This is a genomic window from Cupriavidus sp. 05N38 (assembly GCF_056397345.1).
On record NZ_JBFTNF010000002.1, the window covers coordinates 202,030 to 215,269 of the forward strand.

13 protein-coding genes are annotated in these 13,240 nt (G+C 68.5%); 8 read left to right on the forward strand and 5 right to left on the reverse strand.

What is annotated here, in order from left to right:
* The first annotated feature begins 237 nt into the window (after positions 1–237).
* The gene (locus tag AC1DK4_RS01890) at positions 238–1,161 is read left to right on the forward strand and encodes a transcriptional regulator GcvA (protein WP_441612062.1); all 924 of its coding nucleotides are present in this window, start codon (positions 238–240) and stop codon (positions 1,159–1,161) included.
* Between the two features lie 23 nt (positions 1,162–1,184).
* On the opposite strand, the gene AC1DK4_RS01895 is transcribed toward AC1DK4_RS01890, so the two are convergent.
* The 5 genes from AC1DK4_RS01895 to AC1DK4_RS01915 form a co-directional block, all read right to left on the reverse strand.
* Positions 1,185–1,607 (reverse strand): thioesterase family protein, encoded by a 423-nt coding sequence (locus tag AC1DK4_RS01895; RefSeq protein WP_441612061.1) that lies wholly within the window; start codon positions 1,605–1,607, stop codon positions 1,185–1,187.
* Positions 1,608–1,669: 62 nt separating this feature from the next.
* The gene (locus AC1DK4_RS01900) at positions 1,670–2,581 is read right to left on the reverse strand and encodes an amidohydrolase family protein (protein ID WP_441612060.1); all 912 of its coding nucleotides are present in this window, start codon (positions 2,579–2,581) and stop codon (positions 1,670–1,672) included.
* Positions 2,582–2,583: 2 nt separating this feature from the next.
* On the reverse strand, positions 2,584–3,591 hold the full coding sequence (locus AC1DK4_RS01905; protein ID WP_441612059.1) for a tripartite tricarboxylate transporter substrate binding protein: 1,008 nt from the start codon (positions 3,589–3,591) through the stop codon (positions 2,584–2,586).
* A 69-nt stretch (positions 3,592–3,660) separates the two neighbouring features.
* Positions 3,661–4,899, reverse strand: a complete 1,239-nt coding sequence (locus tag AC1DK4_RS01910) for a CaiB/BaiF CoA transferase family protein (protein WP_441612058.1) — start codon at positions 4,897–4,899, stop codon at positions 3,661–3,663.
* An 89-nt stretch (positions 4,900–4,988) separates the two neighbouring features.
* On the reverse strand, positions 4,989–5,768 hold the full coding sequence (locus AC1DK4_RS01915; protein WP_441612057.1) for an enoyl-CoA hydratase-related protein: 780 nt from the start codon (positions 5,766–5,768) through the stop codon (positions 4,989–4,991).
* A gap of 359 nt (positions 5,769–6,127) precedes the next feature.
* On the opposite strand from AC1DK4_RS01915, the gene AC1DK4_RS01920 reads away from it, so the two are divergent.
* The 7 genes from AC1DK4_RS01920 (at position 6,128) to AC1DK4_RS01950 (ending at position 13,108) form a co-directional block, all read left to right on the forward strand.
* Positions 6,128–7,267, forward strand: coding sequence for an iron-containing alcohol dehydrogenase (locus AC1DK4_RS01920; RefSeq protein WP_441612056.1), 1,140 nt, complete (start codon positions 6,128–6,130; stop codon positions 7,265–7,267).
* Between the two features lie 80 nt (positions 7,268–7,347).
* Positions 7,348–8,319, forward strand: coding sequence for a Bug family tripartite tricarboxylate transporter substrate binding protein (locus tag AC1DK4_RS01925; RefSeq protein ID WP_441612055.1), 972 nt, complete (start codon positions 7,348–7,350; stop codon positions 8,317–8,319).
* Positions 8,320–8,466: 147 nt separating this feature from the next.
* Entirely contained in the window at positions 8,467–9,474 is a 1,008-nt protein-coding gene (locus AC1DK4_RS01930; RefSeq protein ID WP_441612054.1) for a DctP family TRAP transporter solute-binding subunit, read from the forward strand.
* 8 nt (positions 9,475–9,482) lie between these two features.
* On the forward strand, positions 9,483–10,433 hold the full coding sequence (locus tag AC1DK4_RS01935) for an amidohydrolase family protein (protein WP_441612053.1): 951 nt from the start codon (positions 9,483–9,485) through the stop codon (positions 10,431–10,433).
* Positions 10,434–10,476: 43 nt separating this feature from the next.
* On the forward strand, positions 10,477–11,013 hold the full coding sequence (locus AC1DK4_RS01940) for a TRAP transporter small permease (protein ID WP_441612052.1): 537 nt from the start codon (positions 10,477–10,479) through the stop codon (positions 11,011–11,013).
* Positions 11,014–11,029: 16 nt separating this feature from the next.
* Entirely contained in the window at positions 11,030–12,310 is a 1,281-nt protein-coding gene (locus AC1DK4_RS01945; RefSeq protein ID WP_441612051.1) for a TRAP transporter large permease, read from the forward strand.
* Between the two features lie 141 nt (positions 12,311–12,451).
* Positions 12,452–13,108 (forward strand): PPC domain-containing DNA-binding protein, encoded by a 657-nt coding sequence (locus tag AC1DK4_RS01950; protein WP_441612050.1) that lies wholly within the window; start codon positions 12,452–12,454, stop codon positions 13,106–13,108.
* The last annotated feature ends 132 nt before the right edge of the window (positions 13,109–13,240 follow it).

The window sequence follows — 13,240 nt, forward strand, 5'->3', positions numbered from 1 at the left end:
TGCCGCCCAGGTCCGGTCACGCATCGCGCCTGTCCGGACTCTTCCCTATTCCATCGGCGAGCGCTAACTGCTAGTCTGCCGAACTTGGCTTTGCCTGCCCATGGCCGGCACTGCCGGCCGGTGTCCGCGGCACGCCAGCGTCCTGATCCGCGCATCGCTGTTCGCGCATCCCTGTTCGCTCATGCCGGCGCCGCTCATTCCGATCCGCTGCCTTTCGTATTCGTTGGAAATACCCGCATGTCGCGACAAATGCCTCCTCTGAATCCTCTGCGAGCTTTCGAGGTTGCGGCCAGGCATCTGAGCTTCACCCGCGCCGCCGACGAGCTGTTCGTCACGCCGTCCGCGGTCAGCCACCAGATCAAGACGCTGGAAGAAAGCCTCGGCGTGCAGCTGTTCCTGCGCGAGGCCAAGTCGCTGGTGCTCACGCCCGCGGGCATGGCCTACCTGCCGAGCGTGCAGCAGGCCTTCAAGCAGCTTGCCGACGCCACCCTGCGCCTGCATAGCAAGGACCTGCCGGCGCTGAAGGTCAACATGCCGCCGACGTTCGCCGTCAAATGGCTGATCCCGCGCATGGACCGCTTCATGAAGGAGCACCCCGAGATCGACCTCAAGGTCTCGACCTCGAACCACGCCATCAACTTCGACCGCGACGATTTCGACCTGGCCATCCGCTACGGGCGCGGCGTCTACCCGGGCCTGCATTCGGAGCTGTGCCTGTCGGTCGAGGTGATCCCGGTCTGCAGCCCCGGGCTGCTGGCCGGCAGCCGGCCGCTCAGGGAGCCCGCCGACCTGCGCCTGCATACGCTGCTGCACGACGACAGCACCTACACCGACGTCAGCAACCCCGACTGGGCCATGTGGCTCAGCCACGCCGGCGTGACCGATGTCGATGCCACGCGCGGCCCCTCGTTCTGGCCGAGCCACCTGGTCATCAACGCCGCCATCAGCGGCCTCGGCGTGGCGCTGGTCAAGAAGAACTGGGTCGAGGAAGACCTGCGCCAGGGCCGCCTGGTGCGCCTGTTCGAACAGATCAGGCTGCCGGTGGAGTTCTCCTACTTCGTGGTGTTCCCCGAGGATCGCCTGAACGATCCGCGCATCGTCACCTTCCTGGACTGGCTGCGCGCCGAAGTGGCCGCCGGCGCCGAAGCGCCGCACGCCTGAACTCCCGCGGCTTTTTCCCGCGGCTACCGCGCCGCGCCCGCCTGCTCCCTGCCGTGCGCCGCCTTGGCCTCCACCCGCGCGCGCAGCTTGTCCACGTTCACCACGAAGCGGCTGTGGGTGCCGGTGCAGATCTCCTCGATACCGTCCCTGGCCGAAACGCGGAAGGTAACGCTGCGGCCATCCACCGCGCTCACTTCGGCCCGGATCGTCACCTCGCCGCCGAGCAGGGTGGCGCCGCTGTGCCGGACCGAGACCTCGGTGCCGACCGAGCTCTCGCCGGCTTGCGCATAGTCCGCCAGGAAGTCCAGGCAGGTCTGCTCGATGTCGCGGACCAGCTCGGGCGTGGCGTAGATGCGCAGCGCCTCGCCAAGGAAGTCGATGGTGCGGGGGCGGTCTACGGTCAGGGTGCGCGACGTCGCCGCGCCGGCAATCAGGCTGTTCTTCATTTCGTTTTCCAGTTGTGGCCGGGCATGCGTGGCGGCACCTGCGCGGCGCCGCCCATGGCTGCTCAGAGCCGGTAGATGCGTACCGCGTTGTCGTGCAGCAGCCCGCGCTGCTCGTGCCGCGGGTAGATCTCGATCGCTTCGAGGAAGCCGGCGAGAATGGTGTCGTAGCGGGCCACCAGGCTGTCCACCGGATAGTTGCTCGCGAACATGCAGCGCGCGGTGCCGAAGATCGCGATGGCATCGCGGATCACCGGCACGTTGTCCGCCGCCGTCCACGGCCGCCCGAGCAGGCCCAGCCCCGAGATCTTTACCGCCACGTTGGGCTGCGCGGCGAGCGCGGCCAGCGCCGCGCGCCAGCCCGCCAGTCCGGCTTCACTGCGGTCCGAAGGCAGGCCCGTATGGTTGAGGATGATCTGCGTCGCGGGGAAATCGCGCGCCAGCGCGGCGGCCTGGTCGAGGTTCCACCAGGGCGCCTGCAGGTCGTAGGACATGCCGTGGCGAGCCAGCAATGCGTAGCCCTGGCGCCAGCGCTCGTCGTCCATCGATCCCGCCATCCCGCGCGCGGCGCCTGCGTGCGTGGTGCTGGTCACGGGCTTCTGGCGGATGCCGCGCACCATGGGAAAGGCGGCCTGCGCGGCGAGGATGGCCTCCACGTCGGCGCGGTCGAGCTGCGCGTGCGCGACCAGCGCCGTTGGCCGTCCCACCTCCTGCGCCAGCGTGGTGAGCCAGGCGGTCTCGTCCACCGGATTCGCGCGCGCCCACTCGGCTTCCACGTGCACCGACATGGCGGGCGCGCAGCCCTGCGTGTCGCGCGCGAAATCCTCCGGCAGGTAGTTCCGCTTCAGGGCGGAGTAATCGCCGTAGCGAAACCCTTTCACCTCCTCGCCCTGCAGCCACGGGTAGGGATTGGCGCCCAGGTCCCAGAAGTGGTGATGGGCATCGACGAAGGGCTGGTCGAAGCGAAGGCCGGGCATCGCTACTCCTTGACCGCGATGCGGCTGGCGAGTTGTTTGTATTGCGCCGATTCCCTGGCCATCACGGCCTGCAGCGTCACGTCGTCGGCATAGGTATCAGTGCTGAAATGCAGCTTCTCCAGCGTCTGGCGCATGATCGGCTCCTGCACCGACTTGGCCACCGCGACCTTGAGCACATTGATGACTTCCGGCGGCGTGCCCTTGGGTGCCGAGATGCCACGCCAGATGCCCATCGACAGGTCGATATTGCGCTCCTTGAGGGTCGGTACGTTCTCGTAGCCGGCGACGCGCTTGTCGGCCATCACCGCCAGCACCTTGAGCTTGCCCGCGGCCACGTAGGTGGCGACCTCGGCCGTGCTCACGGTCACCGCGTCGATATGGCCGCCGAGCAGCGCCATGGTGGCCGGGGCGCCGCCGGGATACGGGATGTGGTTGAACCTGGCGCCGGTCTTCTCGGCCAGCGCGGCGGCGGCCATGTGCCAGGTCGAGCCCTGCCCGGCGTTGCCCACGCGCACGTTCGAATCCGGCTTGCGGGCTTCGGCGATGAATTGCTCCAGCGTGGCATAGGGCGCATCGGCGCGCACCACCACCGCCGCGGGATCGGCGTTCAGCCGCGCGATCGGCACCAGGTCCTGGTAGGTGAACTTGGCCAGCCCGAGGTAGTTGAGAAAGGTCAGCTCACTCGACGACAGCACCAGCTTGTAGCCGTCCGGCTTGGCGTGCACCACCTCGCCCAGGCCGACCGCGCCGGTGGCGCCCGGCTTGTTGATGACCACCAGCGGCTGCGACAGGTGCTTGGCCGCCGCCGCCGACAAGGCGCGCGCGACCACGTCGGCGCCGCCGCCGGCCTGCCAGGGCACGATCAGCTCGATGCGGTGGTTGGGATAGGCGTCGGCCTGCGCGGCGGCCGCGGCATTGCCGGACCACGCGGTTGCGATGACGCCGAGCGCGGCACTGGTGGCGAACGCGGCCAGCGCCGCCATGCGCCACGGCTGTGAATGGAACTTCATGATGGTTGTCTCCGTGATGTCTTGTCTTGTCTTTCTGAATGCTTGCCGGATGCTTGCCGGATGCGCCGGTCAGCCGGCGCGGCGCTCCAGGGGCGGCGCCTGCGGCGCGGCGGCCTGGCCGAACGCCCCGCGTTCGCGCAGTGCCTGGATCGCCATCTCGTCGAGCCCGAACTCCGCCAGCACCTGCTGCGTGTGCTGCCCGAGCAACGGTGCCGGATACCTGACCTGCTGCGGCGTACCGCCAAGCTTAACGGGAAACCCGAGCGCCTTCACGCGGCCTTCCACCGGATGGTCGATCTCCAGCACCATCTCGCGCGCGACCGCCTGCTCGCTCACCAGCGCTTCGTCGTAGTTCAGGATCGGCGCGGCCGGCACGCCGGCCGCCAGCAACGCGTCCACCCAGTGCGCCGCCGGGTGCCGCGCGAACTCCCCTTCGATCTCGCCAATCAGCATATCGCGGTTGCGGATGCGCGCCGCGTTGTCGGTAAAGCGCGCGTCCTGCAGCAGGTCGGGGCGTTCGATCACCTCGCACAGCGCGGTCCACAGCTTCGGGTTGGCCGCGCCGATCACGAAATGGCGATCCGACGCGCGCACGGCCTGGTAAGGCGCGCTCATGCGGTTGGCGCTGCCGATCGGCACCGGCACCGTGCCGGTGCCCCAATACTCCGCCGATTCCCACACCGACAAGCCCAGCGCGGTCTCGAACAGCGAGGCGTCCACATATTGCCCCTGCCCGGTGTGCTCGCGCCCGATCACCGCGCTCAGGATGCCGTAGGCACAGAACAGCCCGGCGCCGAGATCGGCGATCGGCACGCTCGACTTGACCGGCGCGGCGTCGGGGTGCCCCATCACGCTCATCACGCCGGACATCGCCTGCGCGATCAGGTCCAGCCCCGGCCGGCGCGACCACGGCCCGGTCTGCCCGAAGCCGGAAATGCTGGCATAGACCAGGCGCGGGTTGATCTCGCGCAGCACCGGGTAGTCGATCTTCAGCCGGGCGGCCACGCCCGGGCGGTTGTTTTCCACCAGCACGTCGGCGCCGCGCACCAGCTCGTAGAAGGCCTCCAGCCCGGCCGGGTTCTTCAGGTCGATCTCCACGCTGCGCTTGTTGCGGTTGAGCGCGAGGAAGCCGCCGCTATCCTCGCCCTTGAGCCGGAAGCCCATGGCCTTGCGGGTCTGGTCGCCCACGCCCGGTGTCTCCACCTTGATCACGTCGGCGCCCATGTCGCCCAGCAGCATGCAGCAGAAAGGACCGGCCATGATCTGGCTGACATCCAGGACCTTGATTTTCGACAACGGCAAATTCATTGGAAACCTTGTGGCTTGGTGACGGCCGCCCGCGGTTCGGGCTGGTGGCGTCGGAGTGAAAGAAGTGCGCGGGCGGGCTGACGATCGTGTCAGCGGCCCACGAAGGCCGGCTTCGCCTTCCCGACGAAGGCCCGGTAGCCGATGCGGAAGTCCTCGGTATCGAAGCAGGCATAGGCCTCGGCATGCTCTTCGGCGCCCAGCGGTGCCGGGTTCAGCAGGCGCCGCACGAACTTCTTGTGCCAGCGCGCCACCAGTGGCGCGCCCTGGCTGATGCGGCGCGCCGTCGCGTACGCTTCGGCCGGCACTTCGGCGTCGGGCACCACGCGGTTGACCAGGCGCTTTTCCAGTGCCTCGGCGGCGCCGAACACGCGCCCCTCCAGCACGATCTCCAGCGCTGCCGCGGGGCCGGCCAGCGCCATCAGGCCGCCGAGCTCGCCATACGACATGACCAGCCCCAGCCGGTTGACCGGCACGCCGAAGCGGCTCGATTCGCCGCAGATGCGCATATCGCACATCGACGCAATCTCCAGGCCGCCGCCCACGCAGGCGCCCTGGATCAGGGCGATGGTCGGATGGCGGCTGCCGGCAATGGCCTCCATCGCCGCGTGCGTGATCTGTGCATATCCTTCGGCCTGCGCGGCGTTGGAGCGCATGCGGGTGAACTCCTCGATATCGGCGCCGGCGGCGAAGGCCTTGTCTCCCGCGCCGCGCAGCACGATGCAGCGCAGCTCGTCGTTGGCCGAGAGCGCCTGCATCGCCTCGGTCAGGCCCTGCCACATGCCCAGGTCGAGCGCGTTCAGCTTTTCGGGGTTGTTCAGCGTGATGGTGGCAACGCGCTCGTCGTACTCGATCAGGATGGCTTGTCTCATGGTGCGCCTGTGTCTCGCTCAGGATCTGCTTATGGTGGGTGGGCACCTGCCGCACGGGCAGGATCGGGGAAGCCTCTCGACCTGCGGAAGTCTAGGGTCTGGCCCCGCGCGCGCCAAACGAGAAAAACTCAGCGCCATTTCAAGAAAAACTAGGGGTGGTGCGCGGGGCGCGGCAAGCGCCACGGCTATGAGAAAAACTTGGGGTGCCTTCAAGTAAATCCACGTTGTCGCGCTGGCGGCTTGTTCCTAGACTTCGTCACCAATGCAGCTTCCGGCAGCGGCGCACGCGCTACGGCGCCCCGGCCCGCGCTGCCCGGCGAAGCGGCAAGAAGCAAATCCCGCATGGAGACAGAGACAAGATGGCCCTCATCAACTACATCACCCAGATCCAGATCGATTTCGGCGCGATCGCGCTGCTGCAGCAGGAATGCGAGCGCATCGGCATCGCCCGGCCGCTGGTCGTCACGGACGCCGGCGTCAAGGCGGCCGGCATCCTGGAGCGCGTGCTGGCGCAACTGCCCGCCGGCGCCGGCGCCGTGGTCTTCGACGGCACCCCGTCCAACCCCACCGAACGCGCCATGCGCGAGGCCGTGGCGCTGTTCGTCGAGCACCGCTGCGACGGCATCATCGCGGTGGGCGGCGGCTCGCCGATCGACCTGGCCAAGGGCGTGGCGGTCTGCGCCACGCACGAAGGCCCGCTCAAGACCTTCGCCGCCATCGAGGGCGGCACGGCCCGCATCACTGCGGCCACCGCGCCGCTGATCGCCGTGCCCACCACCGCCGGCACCGGCAGCGAAGTGGGCCGCGGCGCGGTGCTGATCCTCGACGACGGGCGCAAGGTCGGCGTGCTGTCGCCCTACCTGGTGCCGCGCGTGGCCATCTGCGACCCCGAACTGACCTTCGGCCTGCCGCCGAAACTGACCGCGGCCACCGGCATGGATGCCATCGCCCATTGCATCGAGACCTTCCTGGCGCCGGCGTTCAACCCGCCGGCCGACGGCATCGCGCTGGACGGGCTGCGGCGTGCCTGGATGCATATCGAGACGGCGACGGCGCAGCCGCAAGACCGTACCGCGCGGCTCAACATGATGAGCGCCTCGATGCAGGGCGCGCTGGCCTTCCAGAAGGGACTGGGCTGCGTGCACAGCCTGAGCCATTCGCTGGGCGGGCTGGATCCGTCGCTGCACCACGGCACGCTCAACGCGATCCTGCTGCCCGCGGTGATCCGCTTCAACGCGGCCGCGCCGTCGGTGCGCGGCGAGCAGCGCCTGGAGCGCATGGCGCAGGCCATGCAGCTCGACGGCCCCGGGTCGATCGGCCCGGCCATCGACGCGATGAACCGGCGCCTGGGCCTGCCGTCGGGCCTGGCGGAACTGGGCGTCACGCCTGCCCTGTTCCCGCGCATCGTCGAGGGCGCGCTGGCCGACCACTGCCACAAGACCAATCCACGCCTGGCCAGCGCGGACGAATACGCGGCCATGCTGCACGAGGCAATGTAGGCACGGCGGCGGCGCGCACGGGCCAACGCAGTCCATCGCAGTCCATAGCAGTCCGATAAAAAAAACAGACTGGAGACAACATGCATCGCAGGACCTTCCTCACCGCAGCCGCGGCCGGCGCCGCCACGCTGGCCTCGCCCCTGGCGTTCGCGCAGGCGATGCCCGCCGGCCCGGTCCGCATCGTGGTCGGCTTTCCGCCCGGCGGCGGCACCGATGTGATGGCGCGCGTGATCGCCAACAAGCTGGGCGAGATGTGGCACACCTCGGTGATCGTGGAAAACCGGGCCGGCGCGGCCGGCGTGATCGCCGCGGAGTACACCGCCAAGCAGCCGGCCGATGGCACCACGCTGCTGATGACCAACATCAGCAACCACGCCATCGCGCCCAGCCTGTACCCCAAGCTCGGCTACGTGGTCGAGCGCGACTTCACGCCCATCATGCTGGTGGGCGTCACGCCCAACCTGCTGATCTGCAGCCCGCACGAAGGCGCCAGGACGCTCAACGACGTGATCGACCAGTGCCGCAAGCGCCCGGGCAAGGTCACCTTCGGCTCGTCAGGGGCCGGCGCGGCCCAGCACCTGGCGCTGGAGCTGTTCAAGCTGCGCGCCGGCGTGGACGCGCTGCATGTGCCCTACCGCGGCTCCGCGCCGATGCTGACCGACCTGATCGGCGGCCAGATCGATTTCAGCTTCGAGACCATGACCTCGGCCACGCCGCAGATCCAGGGCGGCAAGCTGACGGCCATCGCGCAGACCCGGCCCACGCGCGCGAAGAGCTTCCCCGGCGTGCCGACCGTGGCCGAATCCGGCTTCCCCGGCTTCGATGCCAGCACCTGGTACGGGCTGGTGGGCCCGGCACGCATGCCGCCCGCCATGGTGCAGAAGATGAACGCGGACATGAACAACGTGCTGGCGATGCCCGAGGTCGCGGACAAGCTCGCCGGGTTCGGGGCCGAGGACGGTGGCGGCAGCGCCGACCGCTTTGCTTCGTTTATCTCCGCAGAGACCACCAAGTGGGCCAAGGTGGTCAAAGAGGCCAAGGTGAAGGTCTGACATGCACCGCCGCACCACCCCGGAGCAGGCGCTGACGGCGGCCGCCGCGCGCCCCCCGCCCGTCCCGCCCGCCTGAGCGCCGCGCGCCATCCGGCAAGACCCGGGATGCACCCGGGCACGCCATCCAAACCATCCCTAGGAGACACCATGAGACACGCAATCTCGCGCGCAATCTCGCGCGCCATTTCGCATACCGTGCTGGCCGCATTGCTCGCCGGCGCAGCCAGCATCGCGGCCGCGCAATCGCCCATCAGGCTGCGCTTCGCCCACACCGTGCCGGAGACCGATTCCCAGCACCTCGCCGCGCTGTCGTTCAGCAAGAAGGTCAAGGAGCGCACGCAGGGCGCGATCGAGATCCAGGTCTTCGCCAACAGCCAGCTCGGCAACGACACCACGCTGGTCACGGGCATCCGCAGCGGCACCATCGACATCGGCGCTACCGGCAACCCCTTCGTCACCGGCCTGGTGCCCAAGCTCAACGCGCTGGACCTGCCCTATCAGTTCGACGATGGCCCGCAGGCTTACCGCACGCTGGACGGCGCGGTCGGGCGCGGGCTGCTGGACGAACTCGGCGCGCACCAGATCAAGGGCCTGGCGTTCTGGGAGATCGGCTTTCGCAGCCTGGGCAACAACAAGCGCCAGATCAGCAAGGCCGACGATATCCGCGGCCTGAAGATCCGCACCACGCCCAACCCGTCCCACATCAAGGCGTTCCAGTTGCTGGGCGCGAGCCCGCAGCCAATGCCGTTCGCCGAGGTCTTCGGCGCGCTGGAATCGGGCGCGGTGGACGGCCAGGAGAACCCGCCCACGCTGATGCTTTCGTCCAAGATGTTCGAAGTGCAGAAGTACCTCTCGCTGACGCGCCATGCCTACACCGCGCTGGTGGTGCTGATGAACAAGGCGAAGTTCGATTCGCTCAAGCCCGAATACCAGAAGATCCTGCTCGAGGAGGCCGCCGCGGCCGCCACCTACCAGCGCAAGCTCAATGCCGACAACGAAGCGGCCGCCATCGCGCAACTGCGCGCCAAGGGCATGCAGGTCAACGAGCATCCGGACGTGGCGAGCATCAGGAAGATCGTCAAGGAAGAGACGCGCCAGCTCTACGTGCAGAAGAACGGCGACGCCGTGCTGCGCGCCATCGACGGCCAGCGCTGAGACCGCTCATGGACAACCTGACCCTGCCGTCGGCCATCGTCGACGCCCACCATCACCTCTGGCGGCTCGGCGACGATGCGCGCTACCCGTGGCTGCAGGAACGCTACGACGCGCAAGCCTTCTTCCTGGGCGATTACAGCGCGCTGCGCACCGACTTCGGCCCGGAAGCCTACCTGGCGCAGTGGGCGGGGCTGCCCCTGGCGGCCACCATCCACGTCGAAGCCGAACGCCATCCCGCCGAGTCCCTCGCCGAGACCGGCTGGCTACACCGCATCCATGCCGTGCACGGCTTGCCCAACGCCATCGTGGCGCATGTGGATTTCAACGGCGCCGAGCTGGAGCAGCGCCTGCTGGCGCAGGCCGCCTTCCCGCTGGTGCGCGGCGTGCGGTGCAAGCCGCGCACCAGCGCACGCGCCGACCTGAGCGTACGCGGGCAGCCCGGCACCTTGCAGGACGCGCGCTGGCTCGAAGGCCTGCGGCTGCTGGCCGAGCACGGGCTCTCATGGGATCTGCGCGTGCCGTTCTGGCACCTGCACGAAGCGGCCGATGCGGTGGCGATGTTCCCGGGGCTGCGCGTGGTGCTGGAACACACCGGACTGCCGTGGGACCGCTCCGAGCAGGGACTCGCGGCATGGCGCCGCGGCATGGAGGCGCTGGCGCGCCTGCCGGACGTGCACGTGAAGCTGTCCGAATTCGGACTGCCCGGCGCGCCGTGGGACCGCGCCGGCAACGTGCGGGTCATCCGTCAGGCCCTGGACATCTTCGGCTGGCAGCGCTGCATGTTCGCCAGCAACCTGCCGGTGTCGGGCCTGCGCGCGGGCCTGGGGGAAGTGGTTGCGACGGTGGCCGAAGCGCTGCGCGGGCTGGATGCCACGGCGGCGGATGCGGTCTGGCGCGGCAACGCGCTGCGCTTCTACCGCGCCGAGGTGTCGATGCAGCTGGCGCAAGCCGCGCCATAGCGCCGGCACCGCATCGCCAGACAACAATTCAGCGAGACAAGCCATGATCGATACAACGACAGAAACGGAAGAACCCGCCGTCACCCGCGCCTTCGTGCGGACGGCGGAAGGCGCGATGGTGGCCATGATGGCCGTGATGATCGTGCTGGTATTTGCCAATGTGGTGCTGCGCTACGCCTTCAACTCGGGCATCGCGTTTTCCGAGGAAGCCTCGCGCTTCGTCTTCATGTGGCTGACCCTGACCGGCGCGCTGCTGGTGATGCGCGACAAGGCCCACCTCGGCATGTCCACCGTGGTGTCACGGCTCGGCGAGCCCGGCCAGCGACTGTGCCGCTTCCTCTCCGACCTGGGTGCGCTGGCCTGCTGCCTGCTGCTCGCCAACGGCGCGTGGAAGCTGGTGGTGATCGGCATGGACGACATGGCCCCGGTAACGGGCGTGCCCATCGGCCTGGTGTACGCCTGCCTGCTGTTCAGCAGCGTGGGCATGGCCGGGCTGCTGGCGCACTCGCTGTGGCGCCTGCTCAGCGGGCGCATGCCCAGCGCGGAACTGGTGCCGGAATCCGGCGCTAGCGGCGAATGACCCCCTGGAGACTGTCATGACCATCGTTGTATTCGTCGGCTCGCTGCTCGGCGCCATGGCGCTCGGCATGCCGATCGCATTCTCACTGCTCGTCTCCGGCATCGCGCTGATGATGCACCTGGGCAACTTCGACACGCAGATCATCGCGCAGAACATGCTCGAAGGCGTGAACAACTATCCGCTCATGGCGGTGCCGTTCTTCATGCTGGCCGGCGAGCTGATGAACGCGGGCGGGCTGTCCACCCGCATCGTCAAGGTGGCGGAAGCCGCCGTGGGCCATGTGCGCGGCGGGCTCGGCTATGTCGCGATCATCGCCGCCACCGTGGTGGCCAGCATCTCCGGCTCGGCGGTGGCGGACACCGCCGCGGTGGCGGCCCTGCTGATCCCGATGATGCGCAAGGCCGGCTATAACGTGCCGCGCTCGGCCGGCCTGATCGCGGCGGGCGGGATCATCGCGCCGGTGATTCCGCCGTCGATCGCCATCGTGGTGTTCGGCGTGGTGGCGCAGGTATCGATCACCAAGCTGTTCCTGGCCGGCATCGCGCCCGGCGCCATGATGGCGCTGACGCTGACCGCCACGTGGTACGTCTGCGCGCGCAAGGACAAGGCGGCCGCCGCCACGCAGCGCTTCGAGCTGCGCCGCCTGCTGCGCGCGCTGATGGATGGGGTGTGGGCGCTGGTGCTGCCGGTGGTGATCATCGGCGGCATGAAGATCGGGGCCTTCACGCCCACCGAGGCGGCCGTCGTGGCGGTGGTCTACGCCATGGCGGTGGGCCGCTTCGTGTACGGCGAACTGGACCTGCGCGCGCTGCCGCGGCTGATCGTCACCGCCACCAAGACCTCCAGCACCGTGCTGTTCCTGGTGGCCTGCGCGCTGGTCTCGGCGTGGCTGATCACCATCGCCAATATCCCGGCGCAGGTGACCGCGCTGCTCGATCCTTTCATCGACAACAAGATCCTGCTGATGTTCGTGATCATGGTGCTGGTGATCATCGTCGGCACGGCGCTGGATCTCATGCCGACCGTGTTGATCATGACGCCGATCCTGATGCCGGTGATCACCAAGGCCGGCATCGACCCGGTGTACTTCGGCGTGATGTTCATCCTCAACAACGCCATCGGGCTGCTGACCCCGCCGGTGGGCACCGTGCTCAACGTGGTGGCGGGGACGTCGCGCGCCAGCCTGGACAGCGTGATCTCGGGCGTGTGGCCGTTCCTGCTGTCGCTGACGACGCTGATGTTCCTGTTCGTGCTGTTCCCGCAGCTCATCCTGGTGCCGGCGAGCTGGCTGCGCTAGGGATCTCGGCGACACGATGCCAGCGAAGGCGGCCACACAGGCGGAAACGAAGACGAATTGATCCGACACCCCGGATTCGAGACCTGACCGAAACCAACCACTTACACAACGAAGCCTTACACAACGAAGACGGAGACAGAGATGAACGAAGCCATGATCAAAGACATGAAGCAGACCGCGGGCAAGGCCGTGGACAAAACCATGGACAAGGCCGCGGCGCCGGCCCCGCTTGGGCGCCGCCTCGCACGGCTCGGCAAGGCCCTCGCGGCCGGTGGCGTCATTGCGCTTGGCCTGGCGGCCGCGCCCGCCAGCGCCCAGTCGAGCGAATGCGCCGCGGCGCAAGCCACGGCCCAGAACCCCACCTACCCGAGCGCCAGCGTCAAGCGCTACATCAAGACCCCGACCGGCTACCTGCTGGTGCTGCGCATGGGCGACAACGTCTTCGAGCAGATCGAAGCCTTTGCCATCTGCGAACGCGTGCCCAGCGCCAGCCTCAGCGCGATCGGCTTTACCAACGTGACCTTCGGCTTCTGGGACGCGGACAAGAAAGCCTTCAACCCCAGGACCTTCCGCAACGTGGAAATGGCCAGCATCGTCGGCAGCCTGGCATGGAAGGACGGCAAGCCGTCGATCCACGCACACGGCGTCGCCGGCGACAGCAAGTTCGACACCTATGGCGGCCACATCCTGTCGATGGAGGTCGGCACCGGCTCGCTCGAGGTGACGGTCACGGTCTATCCCCAGCAGCTCGAGCGCGCCATCGATCCGCGCATCGGGGCCAATGTGCTGGGGCTGTAGCCAGTTGAAACGGAGCTGGCCGGGCGCCCGTCCGGGCCAGCTCCGGATACGCCGCGAAGGCCATATTCATCAGCTATCGCCGCGGCCTCGCCCTGCTCCGTGACCGTGGGCGCCGGTGGCCCCACCGGGGCC

Coding starts and splice junctions, on each gene's coding strand:
- AC1DK4_RS01890 (WP_441612062.1), top strand. CDS start 238: ATGTCGCGACAAATGCCTCCTCTGAATCCTCTGCGAGCTTTCGAGGTT.
- AC1DK4_RS01895 (WP_441612061.1), bottom strand. CDS start 1,607: ATGAAGAACAGCCTGATTGCCGGCGCGGCGACGTCGCGCACCCTGACC.
- AC1DK4_RS01900 (WP_441612060.1), bottom strand. CDS start 2,581: ATGCCCGGCCTTCGCTTCGACCAGCCCTTCGTCGATGCCCATCACCAC.
- AC1DK4_RS01905 (WP_441612059.1), bottom strand. CDS start 3,591: ATGAAGTTCCATTCACAGCCGTGGCGCATGGCGGCGCTGGCCGCGTTC.
- AC1DK4_RS01910 (WP_441612058.1), bottom strand. CDS start 4,899: ATGAATTTGCCGTTGTCGAAAATCAAGGTCCTGGATGTCAGCCAGATC.
- AC1DK4_RS01915 (WP_441612057.1), bottom strand. CDS start 5,768: ATGAGACAAGCCATCCTGATCGAGTACGACGAGCGCGTTGCCACCATC.
- AC1DK4_RS01920 (WP_441612056.1), top strand. CDS start 6,128: ATGGCCCTCATCAACTACATCACCCAGATCCAGATCGATTTCGGCGCG.
- AC1DK4_RS01925 (WP_441612055.1), top strand. CDS start 7,348: ATGCATCGCAGGACCTTCCTCACCGCAGCCGCGGCCGGCGCCGCCACG.
- AC1DK4_RS01930 (WP_441612054.1), top strand. CDS start 8,467: ATGAGACACGCAATCTCGCGCGCAATCTCGCGCGCCATTTCGCATACC.
- AC1DK4_RS01935 (WP_441612053.1), top strand. CDS start 9,483: ATGGACAACCTGACCCTGCCGTCGGCCATCGTCGACGCCCACCATCAC.
- AC1DK4_RS01940 (WP_441612052.1), top strand. CDS start 10,477: ATGATCGATACAACGACAGAAACGGAAGAACCCGCCGTCACCCGCGCC.
- AC1DK4_RS01945 (WP_441612051.1), top strand. CDS start 11,030: ATGACCATCGTTGTATTCGTCGGCTCGCTGCTCGGCGCCATGGCGCTC.
- AC1DK4_RS01950 (WP_441612050.1), top strand. CDS start 12,452: ATGAACGAAGCCATGATCAAAGACATGAAGCAGACCGCGGGCAAGGCC.